Below are 15,440 nucleotides of genomic sequence, written 5' to 3'. Positions count from 1 at the left end.
TAAAATTTTTGACCTTATTCACTAACCTTATTCGCCGCCTGCTTTATGCCAACTGCGTGTCAGTGGGTGCGCATTATAGGGACTTAAAAAAATCATGCAAGTATTAATTTCAATTTTCTTTCTGTTTGTTTCTTATTTATTCAAATGCTTTAATTATGCGGACAAAATAAAGATTATTATCCTTTGGAAAATTATATATTTTTTAAAAAAATCCCTTAAAAAATACAAATGAAAATATGAATGGAAATAGTTTAACGAATGCTACCAATAAGATATTGTGATTTATTTTTAAAAATCCATTTTATAATATTAGCAATAATAACACTTAAAACTAAAGTAGATATCAAAAAAAATACTGCGCCTAATGACGCTAACCACCCATTATCCGTTTTGATTACATTGTTTAGTGGAGACATATATAATAGCCGTTCAAGTTCAAACACAATAATTTCATGAATAAAATAAATAGGAAAACTAATATTTGCCATATAAGACAAAAACTTATAAGTTCGCCCATCATTAATTTTATGATTCAATTTATCTAAAAAGTAAAGTGCTAATATAAATAGAACAATTTTTTGTAATGTATCGTAATAAAGTTTCTCAACAATTAAGTGATCCATATAACGATAAGCAAATGGAATCCAAAAACATAAACAAAAAAGGAACATGACCAAAAATAAATTACTTTTTACGGATTTCATAATAATTTGATAATTTTGTTTTATCATCATACCCGTTAAATAGACAGGACCATAATGCAATAAATTTAAAAGGGGTCGAGTGAAATCAGGCTTAGTAAACATAACTACCCAAAACATAGAAACCAAACCAGTTATAATTAAACTCTTTTTTGATAAAGAATATAATAAAGGAGCCATTAAATAAATAATGATAATCATCGGTATAAACCATAATGGCAATAGCTGTGTTCCTGTCAACATCATTTTAGTTATTACACTAATTATGCTATTTTCAGTTGACGAATACCAAGGTAAACTAGATAAATATTGGTAATGATAAAATATAAAACAGAAAATTGATATTGAAATATAAGGACATACAACTGTCTTAAATTTTGATAAATAGTATGTTTTAGTATCAAATTTATATGTTAGATGTTGAAATAAAAAACCGGCAATTAATACAAAAAACGTCGTAAAATTAAATGCAAATAAATTCAAAAAAGAAAATAAATAACTGTTAGCAATTAAGTTAGTATTTTTAAACACACCTAAGCAGTGGCTGAAAACAATCATAATAATTGCAACACCGCGTAAAACATGAATCGAATGAATCTTTTGCTGTTTTTCTGTTACCATTTTGGAGATTGTGGATCAATACAAACACATTAATGTACATTATTACATATTCATGTAGTTAGAACTATCATTTATTAAAAATAAAAATCCAAACAAATATTGGTGTTATATATAACTATAAGTCAATAGATAAAAACTCAATTTAATTATTTTACCAATTTATTAACAGCAAACGAACAAATAGGAATAATATCACGTTCTTCTTGCTGTAATCGTTTTACTACGATATCTAATAAATTATTAGCAATTCCTTGTCCTCGATAGTCCGGATCAACATAAGTATGATTAATCGTGGCTTTATCTTTTCCTAACCTTGTAAACGTCATTTCAGCTATTTTTTTATGATTTTCATCACAAACATAAAAACGATCATTAGCCTCTAAAAAATGTAGCGACATAAAAATACCTAATATATCATAATAGTTAATTTATTATAGTCATATCATTCTTGATAAATTCCAAAATTGTTTTATTTTGAATCTAATATCAACATCGACTAATTTTAATAACATTAAAAAATAGGTGGTTATTGTTAACATTTCATTTCCAACAACTCACCTATAATAAAACAATTAAATCTTTATCAATTCAGATTATACTTTAATCACAATTAATATTTAAAATAATCGTTTAGCAGTATTGTATAGTTCCATATCAAACGAACGCTTCATGTTATTGATAGCTTCGATGATATCGTGGTGTACTAATTTACCATTTTGTACACCAACACTTCTACCAGCATGACCTTCAAGTAATAATTGAACGGCATAAGCCCCCATGCGTGACCCTAAAATACGATCATAAGGCACTGGTGAACCACCTCGTTGAACATGGCCTAAAATTGTTGCACGTGTTTCGTGATGGACTGCAGCTTCAATATCAGCGGCTAGTTTATTTACATCACACATATGCTCTGTAACTGCTACAATTGCATGTTTTTTACCTTTTGCAAAACCAAGTTTAATTTCTTCGATTAAATCTTCTTTAGTATAAGAAACCTCAGGAATAATCATAAACTCACAACCACCAGCAATAGCAGCATTTAAAGTTAAATCACCACAATCTCGCCCCATAATCTCAATAACTGATATACGGTTATGCGAAGAACAAGTATCACGTAATCTATCAATTGCTTCAACAGCCGTACTAAGTGCAGTAAAATAACCAATAGTATAATCGGTACCACGGATATCATTATCAATAGTCCCTGGTAAGCCGATACATGGAAAACCTTCTTCAGTTAACCTCATTGCCCCCATATATGAACCATCACCACCGATAACTACTAAAGCATCAATTTCATGTTTTTTCAAATTATCGATAGCTTTTTGTCTTACAGTTTTATCTTTAAACTCTGGAAATCTAGCTGAGCCAAGAAATGTACCACCACGGGTAATGATATCAGATACACTTGAACGCTCTAGTCTAACGATACGATCTTCACAAAGCCCCATATAGCCATCATAAACACCAAAAACGTCCAATCCTTCTGTTAAGGCTGTTCTTACCACACCTCTAATAGCAGCGTTCATCCCTGGAGCATCACCACCACTTGTTAAAATACCTATTTTTTTTATCATATAAAATAACTCCAAATTATTAACTTTTAGTTATTATAGAACCTTAACAGATATCTAACAATAGAAGATTAATTGCCATTTTGATGTTTTTTTATGCTACATCATTTCGATTGGGACAACAGAGATAGGATCCTGATGAATAATGACATTTGCAGGTGAAAACTGTGTTGAAATTCGTTTTTCAATAGAATCAGCAATAGCATGAGCTTTAATTAAAGGCATATTATCATCAAGTTCTATATGCAATTGGATGAATTTAACGGGACCTGACTGCCTAGTTTTTAAATCATGAAAGCCATAAACCTCTGGATACTGACTAATAATTTCTGCAATCGATATATTATCACTTTCAGGTAATGCCCTATCAAGTAAATCTTGAATAGAACTATAGGCAATACAATAGGCATTATAACAAATATATAAAGCAATAAAGAATGCAAATGTTGCATCAGCATAGGTAATACCATACCAACTAAAACAAAGAGCAACTACAACAGTAATATTTAGTAATAGATCAGAAGAATAATGTAACATATCAGCTTGAATAGCATTACTTTTAGTGATGTTAATAACACGCCTTTGGTATAAAACAAGGATAAATGTAATTACAGCAGAAATTGTCGAAATAGTTATTCCTAATAAAGGAATCTGTAGTGGATTTGGGTGAATAAAAGATCGAATACTAGAAAATAATAAAATTATCGCTGAACCAATAATAAATGCACTCTGTAATAATGCCGCTAAGGATTCGGCTTTACCATGACCAAAGGTATGATCATCATCCGCGGGTTTTAGCGCATAACGGACTAAAAAATAATTCAACCCAGAAGAAATTAAATCGATGCTTGAATCCAATAATGAAGCAAGTAAACTTATAGAGCCTGTTAACCAATAAGTAATAAATTTAATTAAAATTAGGAAAACGGAAATTAAAACAGCACTTAACGTTGCTCTTTTAACTAATTTTTCATACAAATGTGAATTTGACATTTAGTACCTATTTATTGATAGGTTTCAATCCCCGATGGAAGAATGAGCTGTGAAGCAACCTCAGCAGCCTTTGCTCGTCCTAGCAGCACTTCAATAATTTTTAAAGCAAAATCAATAGAAGTCGCAGGTCCTTGGCTAGTAAGGACCTTATTCTGCTCATCAAAATAAACTCTATCAGCTTTCCAATTTTTAAATGCCTCTTTAGTAGTTGGATAACCAGTCATATTAGCATTAGGGAATAAATTGTGATGTTGTAGAACAATGGCAGGTGAAGCACAGATTGCTGCAACAATACCACTAGTTTGATGTATTTGTTTTAATTTTTCAATCAACAATGGGCAATCACGAAAATTTTCAGCGCCTTTCAAACCACCAGGCAAAATAACAACTTTAAAATCAACATGTTGAACATCTGAAAGTGTTTTTTTAGCTAAAATTTTTACACCACGAGAACATTCAACTTCACGAGAGCTTGATATACTAGCAGTAGTAACATTAATACCAGCTCGAGTTAATAAATCGATTGTTGTTACCGCCTCTATTTCTTCGCAGCCATCTGATAAAAATACCAATGCTTGCTTTGTCATTACCACGTTCCTTTTAAACAAACAACTTAATCATTTTTAGTTTAATGAAGTCTATTTTACTCTTTCAATATTAGCACCTAAATTCCTTAATTTTGCCTCAATATTGTCATAACCACGATCAATATGATAAATACGATCAACAGTCGTTAAACCTTCAGCAATACAACCAGCTAAAACTAAACTTGCTGATGCACGCAAATCCGTTGCCATGACTTGTGTACCACTTAGCGTTTCAACACCATACGTAATTAAGGTATTGCCTTCAATTTCTGCCTTAGCACCCATCCGAATTAACTCTGGCACATGCATAAATCGATTTTCAAAAATTGTTTCTTTAATAATTCCTGTACCTTCAGCAACCATATTTAATAATGAAAATTGAGCTTGCATATCAGTAGGGAATCCAGGGTGCGGAGCCGTATGAATATTGACAGCTTTTGCTCTTTTTCCTTGCATATCTAAACAAACCCAATCTTCGCCGACTTCAATTTTAGCTCCTGCTTCCTTTAATTTTGAAAGCACAGCATCGAGCAAAGTTGGATCAGTTTTTCGACAAGTGATTTTACCTTTAGATATAGCCGCAGCAACTAAAAAAGTCCCCGTTTCAATACGATCAGAAACAATCTCATGAATACCACCACCTAAACGCTCAACCCCTTCAATCTCAATACGCATTGTACCTGCACCTGTAATTTTAGCGCCTAGCATATTTAAAAATTTAGCTGTATCAACAATTTCAGGTTCACAAGCTGCGTTTTCGATTACAGTTTTACCCTCAGCTAAAGTTGCAGCAGACATAATGGTAACGGTAGCACCAACACTGACTTTATCCATCACAATATGAGCACCTTTAAGCCGCCCATTTACCGTTGCTTTAACATACCCTTCATTTAGTGTAATTGTCGCACCTAATTGCTCAAGACCAGTAATATGAAGATCAACAGGTCTTGCACCAATAGCACAGCCACCAGGTAATGAAACTTGCCCTTGCCCAAAACGAGCAACAAGTGGACCTAAAGCCCAAATTGAAGCTCGCATGGTTTTAACTAGCTCATAAGGTGCACAATAGTTATTAAGTTGACTTGCATCAAGGTGAATAAAAACATTTTTTTCACATTTTACGCCTAACTGGCTTAGCAATTCTAATGTTGTGTCAATATCTTTCAACTTGGGAACATTTCGAAGCTCTACGGGTTTTTCGGCCAAAATTGCAGCAAATAAAATTGGTAGCGCAGCATTTTTTGCACCAGAAATAACCACTTCGCCATTTAGTGCAGTTGAACCTGTTACATGAAACTTTTCCATTATTAACTCTTATAAATTATTATGCTTGATAAATTGTCGAATATTATAGAAGTTATTTATCAATAGATAAATGAATTTCATGAAAAAATAGCAATATGGTTTTCCACTAAAACCAAATAAAAACCAACATAATCAGGTGCTGTCAGAAATTATTTCTTATTTTCTAATTCTAGAATAATTACTCTCAATCAATGATTGACTCGGACAAATTAGCGCCTTATATTTAAATATACTAAATTTTAAATATAATTTACGCTACGTGATTAAACTATAAATTTTTTATATTTCATCACAATATGATAATTTTCACTCAAGAGAAATAATATGTTTGATTCACTCTCTAAAGCAGGAAAATACCTTGGTCAAGCAGCCAAGCTAATGATTGGTATTCCTGATTATGATAATTATGTTCAACATATGAAGCTTACTCACCCTGAAAAAACACCTATGTCTTATGAAGAATTTTTTAAAGAGCGACAAGAAGCTAAATATAGCGGCAAAGGTGGATTCAAATGTTGCTAATACTTAAGAGATCATAAATGACAGATTCAACACCGATTTCATTATTACCTGTAACCTTATTAACTGGATTTCTTGGTTCTGGAAAAACAACACTCATTAATTATTTACTAAAAAACAACCATAACGAAAAAGTAATTATTATTGAAAATGAATTTGGTCCTGTAAACATTGATAGCAATTTATTAAACATCAGCACTGATACTCAAATCATAGAAATGACTAATGGCTGTATTTGTTGTACAGTACAAGGAGAATTAACAGAATCTCTACATAAATTACTATTAAAACGTTCAACGGGTGAATTACAATTTGATCGGTTGATTATTGAAACAACTGGACTTGCAGATCCTGCACCTATTGTTCAAACCTTTTTTGTCGATAATTTACTTCGTGAAAAAATTCAACTTGATGCTGTTATTACGCTTGTTGATGCTCAACATATTTTAAAACACCTTAATGAACACCGCGTAGCTCTTTCACAAATTGGTTTTGCAGACCGTATTATTTTAACTAAAACCGACTGTGTTAATAATGAACAAAAATTTGAAATAATTAACCGAATCCATAAAATCAACCATAAAGCGACTATCTTTGAAACAATAAAAGGACAAATACCTAAATCTAAATGGCTTGATATAAAAGCATTTGAATTAAGTGATGAACTCACTATAAATCAAGGTTTTTTTGTTATAAACCCGACCCAAAAGCTTGAAGTTGGATTTAGATCATTGCCATTACAAAAACAAACGTCATCCTGGAATGATAATATTTGTTCTTATCTTTTTGAAGCAGGTGAACTTGATTTAAAAAAAATAGGTTCCTTTATGGAAAGCTTAGTTGAACGATATGGCAACGACATGTTACGCTACAAAGGAGTTTTAGCTATTAAGGGCAATGACCAACGCTTAATCGTGCAAGGTATACATAAAATCGTAGGATTTGATTATGGATCCCCTTGGAAAACGCCAGCAGAGAGAATATCTAGATTGGTAATAATTAGCCGATCATTACCATTTAATGAGTTAAATCAAGAATTTTTAAAGACATCGTAAAACTAATAATAAAAGTTAACCTCTAGAAAAATAAATTTGTATTTTTTATAAACCATAGTTACAAGTTGGTAGTCATAAATAAACTTCATATCTAATAGCCACATCTAATATAATTTGCTAACATAGGGCACTTTTAAAAGTGATAAGCTAATAATACAATAACATGGATTACGATATCGCAATCATAGGTCTTGGACCTGCTGGTAGTACGCTAGCTCGTTTACTTAGCCCTTCTTTTAAAGTCATCGCGTTAGATAAAAAACACGAAGTAGGAAATGAAGGTTTTCATAAGCCTTGTGGTGGATTATTGGCCAATGATGCACAAAAAGCTTTTATTAGACAAAAATTAAACTTACCAAAAGATATCTTAACTGATCCACAAATTTTTAGTGTCAAAACCATAGATTTACAAACCAAAATTGTTCGTAATTATCAAAGAAGTTACGTAAGTTTTGATCGGCATAAATTTGATCTTTGGTTAAAATCATTGATACCCGCCACGGTTACCGTTCTACATAATACACTTTGCAAAGAAGTTAGACGTATTATTGATGGCTATCAAATCACTTATATCGATAAAAATAAGACCGAACACAATATTACAACCCAATACGTTGTCGGTGCTGATGGCGCCAATTCTCTCGTCAGAAGAATGCGGTACCCTAACCATACAATAAGGCAATATGTAGCCATACAACAATGGTTTACAGAGCAACATCCAGATCCATTTTATTCATGTATATTCGATAATAAATCCACAAATTGTTATGCTTGGAGTATTTCAAAAGATGGTTATTTCATCTTTGGTGGAGCCTTCCCCAAAAAAGTAGCAAATCAAAATTTTGAAAAATTAAAAGAAAAATTATCAACTCAAAAATTTATTTTGGGAAAATCTATCAAAACAGAAAAATGTTTAGTTGTTTACCCAAATCGGTTCCGGGATTTCTATACAGGTAATGAAAACATCTTTCTGATTGGTGAAGCTGCCGGCTTTATTAGCGCAAGTTCTTTAGAAGGGATAAGCTATGCGCTAGATAGTGCTGAGATTTTAAGTAAAATTTTAAATAGTGGTAAACCAAATCCAAATAAGTGTTACTATCAAAACACAATCCCACTACGCTTAAAACTTTATAGTAAAATTGTTAAAGCAAAAATATTGACTACACCACTATGGCGCAAGTTAATTATGAAAAGCAAAATCCAACATACTAAACAAATTGAGTAAAATTATAATGGCTATTTTAAATAATAAACTTACTCCAATAATAGCAATGAAATATAAAGGAAATATAAATTATGTTTGATGTAAACGATTTAATTCGTTTTAATCACGAATGGTCGGAAAAAATAGAACAAGAAGATCCAGAATTTTTTAAGCAACTTGCTATTGAACAAAATCCTAAATTTCTATGGATCGGTTGTTCGGATAGTCGTGTTTCTGCAGAAAAACTTATTAAGTTAAAGCCTGGTGAATTGTTTGTACATCGTAACGTTGGCAATCTTGTAATTCACACTGACTTAAACTGCTTATCAGTTGTGCAATATGCTGTAGATGTACTTAAAATTGAAGATATTATTGTTTGTGGTCATTTAGGCTGTGGTGGAATTCGGGATGCGGTTGAAAACCCTGATTTAGGGTTAATTAATAACTGGCTATTACATATTCGCGATCTATGGTTTCGAAACAGCTCACTGCTAGGTGAATTCCCGCCAGAGATCCGTTTAGATATTTTATGTGAGCTTAATGTAATTGAACAAGTTTACAACCTTGGACACTCAACAATTATTCAATCTGCATGGCAACGAGGTCAAAAAGTTAACTTACATGGTTGGGTATATGGTATTGATAATGGAAAAATTACAGATTTACATATTACTTCATCAAGTAGCGAAAATTTAGAAATTAATTATCGTGAAGCAATTTCCTACCTGCTAAATCTTCATAAATCGCAATAATAACTTTATATTTTTATTTAAAATGGTAAATAACTTGGTTGCTGCTTCCTCTCCATAATAGCTTTGGATCAGCAAGTTCTTGAACAAATTTACCATCAATTAGCACATCAATATAGGAAATAACGGCTTGCTGCTCCTCGGTTAATTCATCTAATTTATACCCAGTCCAAAGCCAGATATCTTTGTTATCACACTCAAACTTAACACGTTGAACCAGCTTTAATATTGCTGGTACATTTTTAGGATGCAACGGATCACCACCAGAAAGCGATAATCCTTGACGCTTTATTTCAGTATCTTGTAAATCTTTAATGATTTGATCTTCAAGTGATTGTGTAAAAGGCAATCCAGAATCGAGGGACCACGTACTTTTATTATAGCAACCACGGCATTGATGAACGCAACCTGCAACAAAAAGAGTACATCGAGTCCCCTCACCATTTACAACATCAACTGAATAATAGCGATGATAATTCATAACCTATTAATTATTATCCAATTTGACCATTATTTAAATGTTTAACTCGGCGTTTAACTTCTTCTTGCTTTCCTGCATTAAATGGACGTGCATCAGGACTACCTAAGTATCCACAAACACGACGGGTAACAGAGACTTTTGATGAATCATGGTTACCACAACTTGGACAAACAAAGCCTTTGCTGGTACAGGAAAATTCACCGGTATAACCACATTCATAGCATTCATCAATCGGTGTGTTAGTACCATAATAAGGAACACGACTATAACTATAATCCCAAACATCCTCTAATGCTTTAACATTATTGATCATATTTGGATATTCGCCGTAACAAATAAACCCACCATTTGCAACTGGAGGATAAGATTTTTCAAATTCGATTTTTTCGTACGGATTAACCTTTTTCTCAACATCAAGATGAAAACTGTTTGTATAATAACCTTTGTCTGTAACACCTGAAATAACGCCAAATTCAGCCGTATCAAGCCGACAAAATCGATCACATAAATTTTCACTTGGTGTACTATATAAACTAAAACCGTAACCAGTTTCTTCCTTCCATTGATCCACCGCTTTACGTAAACGATTAACAATAGTTATCCCTTTTTCACGTAATTCATTACTATCAAATGGATGTATTTGATCCCCGTAAAGTGCATTTAATGTTTCATGAAGACCGATATAACCTAAAGAAATCGACGCGCGTCCATTTTTGAAAATTTCAGAAACACTATCATCTTCATTCAGTCTAACGCCACAGGCACCTTCCATATATAAAATAGGTGCAACACGTGCTTTTACATCATCAAGTCGAGCAATTCGTGTCATTAATGCTTTTTTACAAAGTTCTAAACGCTTATCTAAAATTTCCCAAAAACGCCTTTCATCACCTTTGGCTTCAATAGCTATACGAGGTAAATTTAGACTAATTACACCTAAATTATTACGTCCATCATGAATTAATTGCCCATCTTCTTCATAAACGCCTAAAAAGCTTCGGCAACCCATTGGTGTTTTAAATGAGCCAGTTACTTCAACAACTTTATCGTAATTCAAAATATCTGGGTACATACGTTTACTTGCACATTCAAGTGCAAGCTGCTTAATATCATAATTTGCATCACCTTGTTTATGATTAATACCATCTTTGATGGCAAATACCAGTTTTGGGAAAACCGCTGTTTTATGATTTTTACCTAAACCTTTAATACGAACTTTTAAAATTGACTCTTGAATTAAACGTGATTCCCAACTGGTTCCTAAACCAAAACCAAAAGTAACAAACGGAGTTTGTCCATTAGCTGTGTGTAAGGTATTTACTTCATATTCAAGCGATTGAAACGCATCATAACACTCTTTTTCTGTACGGCTTTGAGCATAAGCCTCTGGATTTGGAATACACCACTCTTCAGCTACTTGCTTATGTTTATTGTAACTGATAGTAACAAATTTAGATAAAATTTCATCAATACGATTAATAGTCGTACCACCATAAATATGGCTTGCTACTTGAGCAATAATTTGCGCGGTAACAGCTGTTGCGGTTGCGATTGACTTCGGTGGCTCAATTTCAGCATTCCCCATTTTAAAACCATTAGTTAGCATGCCATCTAAATCAATTAACATACAGTTAAACATCGGAAAGAATGGTGCATAATCTAAGTCATGATAATGTATTTCACCACAGTCATGAGCACGAGAAATATCTTTAGGTAATAAATACTGCTTTGCATAATGCCTTGCCACAATGCCGGCTAGTAAATCACGTTGAGTAGGTATCACTTTACTATCTTTATTGGCATTTTCATTTAGAATAGCAACATTACTTTGCTCAATTAGTCCTCGAATATCTTGATTTAACCTACTACCTCGTTCACGAGCACGATCACGATCATGACGATACTCAATATAAGTTCTTGCCAATTTTTTATAAGGACCTGACATCAACTGATTTTCAACTGCATTCTGAATTTCGTTGATATCAACACTTTCGCATTCACTCATTTGTTTAGTAACAACACTGGCAACCTTTGCACAATAATCAGGGTCATGAACATTCGCTGCAACAGCTGCTTTGATAATCGCATCTTTGATTCGAGCCTCATTAAATGCAGTTTGACAGCCATCACGTTTAATTACTACAGGCATATATACTCCTCAATATCCATTAATATTTAGCACTTGCCATAGGTTTTATATCAACATTCATATTCGTTGTTGTTATTCATTTCTTATCAAATCACAAGTTATTATGACAAAAAACCGAGTTTGCACATTGCTTAATTACTACTATATATAGTAAACAGGTGTGAATTATACACCATATATAGTGTTTTTCTAGATTTTTTAATAAATGAAATTACTTGACAAACTTAAAGCCAATAATGACAAGCATTTATGAAATATTGAAAAATAAAAAGTGCAAAATAAATTTGCACTTTTATATACAAAAATGAGATTACAACTAAAAATACTATGATTCAGTATTTAACCAATCAGTATGGAACACACCCTCTTTATCAATACGTTGATAAGTATGTGCGCCAAAATAATCTCGCTGCGCTTGAATTAAATTAGCTGGTAATACTTCTGAACGATAGCTATCATAATAAGCAATTGCCGCTGAAAGTGTCGGAACAGCAATACCTTGTTGCACGGCTAAAGACACGACATCACGTAATGATTGTTGGTACGCTTCGACCGTTTTATTAAAATAAGGAGCTAACAATAAATTATCGATCTCGTTATTTTCGGCATAAGCGTCAGTAATTTTTTGTAAAAATTGCGCCCGAATAATACAACCTGCTCTAAAAATTTTGGCAATTTCGCCATAATTTAAATCCCATTGATACTTATGAGATGCAGCTTTTAACTGTGCAAAACCTTGAGCATACGAAATGATTTTCCCCATATAAAGCGCTTTACGGACTTTTTCTATAAGTTCATTCTTATCGCCACTGTAAGACTCTTTTTTAGGACCTTTCAACACTTTTGATGCAGCAACTCGCTGATCTTTAATTGCGGATAAATAACGAGCAAATACAGACTCAGTGATTAATGACAAAGGTTCACCCAAATCTAAAGCACTTTGGCTAGTCCATTTACCTGTACCTTTATTGCCTGCGGCATCTAAAATAACATCAATTAAATAATTACCATTTTCATCCTTATGCTTAAAGATATCAGCAGTAATTTCAATCAAATAACTATCTAATTCGCCTTTATTCCAATCAGCAAACACGTCAGCAAGTTCATCATTAGTTAAGCCAACAGCATGTTTTAATACCGAATAGCTTTCTGCTATCAGTTGCATATCGCCATACTCAATACCGTTATGTGCCATTTTTACATAATGGCCGGCGCCATTAGGACCTATATAAGCAACACAAGGCTCGTCATTAGCTTTAGCGGCTATTTTTTCTAATATAGGAGCAACTAATTCATAAGCCTCTTTTTGTCCACCAGGCATAATTGATGGCCCTTTTAACGCTCCCTCTTCACCACCAGAAACACCAGTTCCAATAAAATTAAATCCTTCTGCTGATAGTGTTTTGTTACGACGAATTGTATCTTCAAAATAAGCATTCCCACCATCGATGATAATATCGCCTTTATCTAAAAGTGGACGCAACTCATCAATTACAGCATCGGTACCTTTACCTGCTTGCACCATAATAAGAATACGGCGAGGCTTCTCTAAAGAATTAACGAAATCTTCAATCGTAAAGTAAGGAACCAATTGTTTATCAGAATGTTCAGCCATAACTTGTTCAGTTTTATCTTTAGAACGATTATAAATAGCAACAGAAAACCCACGACTTTCAATATTGAGCGCAAGATTTCTCCCCATAACTGCCATTCCAATAACACCGATTTGTTGTTTTGACATGATTTGGCTCCTTTATTAAACCTTTATAACCTTAACCATAAGGTTTTTAAAAACATCTAAAACTTAATTAAGTTTTATAAACTACACTATATTTTTACATAAAAAAACCGTATCAGAATACAATACGGCTCTTTTTCATTACTTTAATGATATTTATTATCAATTGAATAAATCATGACCGTTTCATCATTTCGAAAAATTCATCATTGGTTTTGGTCATAGCAAGTTTGTCGATCAAAAATTCCATTGCATCAGTCTCACCCATTGGGTTAAGAATTTTGCGTAAGATCCACATTTTTTGTAGTTCATCTGGCGAAGTCATTAAATCTTCTTTACGTGTACCTGAACGATTAAAGTCAATTGCTGGGAACACACGACGTTCAGCAATTTTACGCGATAAATGAACTTCCATATTACCCGTACCCTTAAACTCTTCGTAGATAACTTCATCCATTTTAGAACCAGTATCAATCAATGCGGTTGCAATAATAGTTAAACTACCACCTTCTTCGACATTACGAGCAGCACCAAAAAAACGTTTTGGACGGTGTAACGCATTTGCATCCACACCACCGGTTAATACTTTACCTGATGAAGGAACAACTGTATTGTATGCTCGCGCCAAACGTGTGATCGAGTCTAATAAAATAATCACATCTTTTTTATGTTCAACTAAACGTTTTGCACGTTCAATAACCATTTCAGCGACTTGAACGTGTCTTGCTGCTGGTTCATCAAATGTTGACGCTACCACTTCACCTTTAACTAGACGTTGCATTTCGGTAACTTCTTCTGGACGTTCATCAATCATCAATACGACTAATTCACATTCAGGATGATTAACAGCCAAACTTTGTGCAATATTTTGCAAAAGCATTGTTTTACCCGCTTTAGGCGGAGCAACAATCAAACCACGTTGCCCTTTACCAATTGGGGATGCTAAATCAAGTACTCTTGCAGTGATATCTTCTGTTGAACCATTACCTCGTTCCATACGTAAACGGGAATTGGGGTGGAGTGGAGTTAAGTTTTCAAAAAGGATCTTATTGCGGGCATTTTCAGGTTTATCGTGATTAACTTCATTGACTTTTAACAAAGCAAAATAACGTTCACCTTCTTTTGGTGGGCGAATTTTACCTGCAATGGTATCACCAGTCCTTAAATTAAACCGTCGAATCTGGCTTGGTGACACATAAATATCATCAGGTCCAGCTAAATAAGAGCTGTCTGCTGAACGTAAAAATCCAAATCCATCTTGCAAAATTTCGAGTACACCATCGCCAAAAATATCTTCACCACTTTTAGCATGTTGTTTTAAGATTGCAAAAATGATGTCTTGTTTTCTAAGACGGGCAAGATTTTCAAGGCCCATTTGTTTTTCACCAAGCGTGACAAGCTCAGAGACAGAAGTGTTTTTTAATTCAGTTAAATTCATAATTTTAAAAATTCTTGAGGATAAAATTGATATGTTTGCAATTAATATTCTTTTTGTCTATTTGTTTCATTTACTTATAAAAATCTCCTTCCCTTACAACGCATAAATTCAATCGATTGCTAAGCTTTTGGTGATAATTGAAGATCTGAATATAGAATTTCATCACTTTACCAATAAAACAATGAATTTTAGAAAGGAATATTTGTAAGAGGCTAGCAATTTACACTAAAAACATTAGCATGTCTATATTTAATTAAACCAAACACTTTATACTGATGAATAAAACCCAAAAAATAAAGCAAAGAGCAATGAATAACTCACCA

14 protein-coding genes are annotated in these 15,440 nt (G+C 33.1%); 4 read left to right on the top strand and 10 right to left on the bottom strand.

Going from position 1 to position 15,440, the window contains the following annotated elements; all coding sequences use genetic code 11:
* Positions 1–251: 251 nt before the first annotated feature.
* The 6 genes from GQ589_RS09890 to murA form a co-directional block, all read right to left on the bottom strand.
* A complete protein-coding gene (locus GQ589_RS09890; protein WP_160411938.1) occupies positions 252–1,322 on the bottom strand; it encodes an acyltransferase in 1,071 nt (356 codons plus the stop codon).
* 146 nt (positions 1,323–1,468) lie between these two features.
* Positions 1,469–1,720 (bottom strand): GNAT family N-acetyltransferase, encoded by a 252-nt coding sequence (locus GQ589_RS09885; protein WP_160425907.1) that lies wholly within the window; start codon positions 1,718–1,720, stop codon positions 1,469–1,471.
* 219 nt (positions 1,721–1,939) lie between these two features.
* A complete protein-coding gene (pfkA, locus tag GQ589_RS09880; protein WP_160400751.1) occupies positions 1,940–2,902 on the bottom strand; it encodes a 6-phosphofructokinase in 963 nt (320 codons plus the stop codon).
* A 96-nt stretch (positions 2,903–2,998) separates the two neighbouring features.
* Positions 2,999–3,892 (bottom strand): cation diffusion facilitator family transporter, encoded by an 894-nt coding sequence (locus GQ589_RS09875; protein WP_160411940.1) that lies wholly within the window; start codon positions 3,890–3,892, stop codon positions 2,999–3,001.
* An 11-nt stretch (positions 3,893–3,903) separates the two neighbouring features.
* Positions 3,904–4,479 carry a protein deglycase YajL gene (gene yajL, locus GQ589_RS09870; protein WP_160411941.1) on the bottom strand — a complete coding sequence of 192 codons (576 nt, stop codon included), beginning with the start codon at positions 4,477–4,479 and terminating at the stop codon, positions 3,904–3,906.
* Positions 4,480–4,530: 51 nt separating this feature from the next.
* Entirely contained in the window at positions 4,531–5,784 is a 1,254-nt protein-coding gene (murA, locus tag GQ589_RS09865; RefSeq protein ID WP_160411942.1) for a UDP-N-acetylglucosamine 1-carboxyvinyltransferase, read from the bottom strand.
* A 324-nt stretch (positions 5,785–6,108) separates the two neighbouring features.
* Between murA and GQ589_RS09860 the strand changes: the two genes are divergently transcribed.
* The 4 genes from GQ589_RS09860 to can all read left to right on the top strand — a co-directional run bounded on the left by GQ589_RS09860 (position 6,109) and on the right by can (position 9,314).
* Positions 6,109–6,306: a YbdD/YjiX family protein gene (locus tag GQ589_RS09860; RefSeq protein WP_160400755.1), complete on the top strand. Its 198-nt coding sequence runs from the start codon at positions 6,109–6,111 to the stop codon at positions 6,304–6,306.
* A 17-nt stretch (positions 6,307–6,323) separates the two neighbouring features.
* A complete protein-coding gene (locus tag GQ589_RS09855) occupies positions 6,324–7,358 on the top strand; it encodes a GTP-binding protein (RefSeq protein WP_160411943.1) in 1,035 nt (344 codons plus the stop codon).
* 163 nt (positions 7,359–7,521) lie between these two features.
* Positions 7,522–8,583 carry an FAD-binding protein gene (locus tag GQ589_RS09850; protein WP_160425906.1) on the top strand — a complete coding sequence of 354 codons (1,062 nt, stop codon included), beginning with the start codon at positions 7,522–7,524 and terminating at the stop codon, positions 8,581–8,583.
* 71 nt (positions 8,584–8,654) lie between these two features.
* A complete protein-coding gene (can, locus tag GQ589_RS09845) occupies positions 8,655–9,314 on the top strand; it encodes a carbonate dehydratase (protein ID WP_160411945.1) in 660 nt (219 codons plus the stop codon).
* A gap of 13 nt (positions 9,315–9,327) precedes the next feature.
* Here can and nrdG read toward each other — a convergent pair whose 3' ends face one another.
* From nrdG to rho, 4 genes are all read right to left on the bottom strand, one after another.
* Positions 9,328–9,792: an anaerobic ribonucleoside-triphosphate reductase-activating protein gene (gene nrdG / locus GQ589_RS09840; RefSeq protein WP_160411946.1), complete on the bottom strand. Its 465-nt coding sequence runs from the start codon at positions 9,790–9,792 to the stop codon at positions 9,328–9,330.
* 13 nt (positions 9,793–9,805) lie between these two features.
* On the bottom strand, positions 9,806–11,941 hold the full coding sequence (nrdD, locus tag GQ589_RS09835; protein WP_160411947.1) for an anaerobic ribonucleoside-triphosphate reductase: 2,136 nt from the start codon (positions 11,939–11,941) through the stop codon (positions 9,806–9,808).
* A gap of 325 nt (positions 11,942–12,266) precedes the next feature.
* Positions 12,267–13,682 carry an NADP-dependent phosphogluconate dehydrogenase gene (gene gndA / locus GQ589_RS09830; protein WP_160425904.1) on the bottom strand — a complete coding sequence of 472 codons (1,416 nt, stop codon included), beginning with the start codon at positions 13,680–13,682 and terminating at the stop codon, positions 12,267–12,269.
* 172 nt (positions 13,683–13,854) lie between these two features.
* A complete protein-coding gene (gene rho / locus GQ589_RS09825; protein ID WP_160400762.1) occupies positions 13,855–15,117 on the bottom strand; it encodes a transcription termination factor Rho in 1,263 nt (420 codons plus the stop codon).
* Between the last annotated feature and the right edge of the window lie 323 nt (positions 15,118–15,440).

This window comes from Gilliamella sp. Pas-s27, from assembly GCF_009795865.1.
Taxonomy (GTDB): Bacteria; Pseudomonadota; Gammaproteobacteria; order Enterobacterales; family Orbaceae; genus Gilliamella.
The sequence above is the reverse complement of the archived record's forward strand: the minus strand, read 5'-3'. Positions and strand labels throughout refer to the sequence as shown.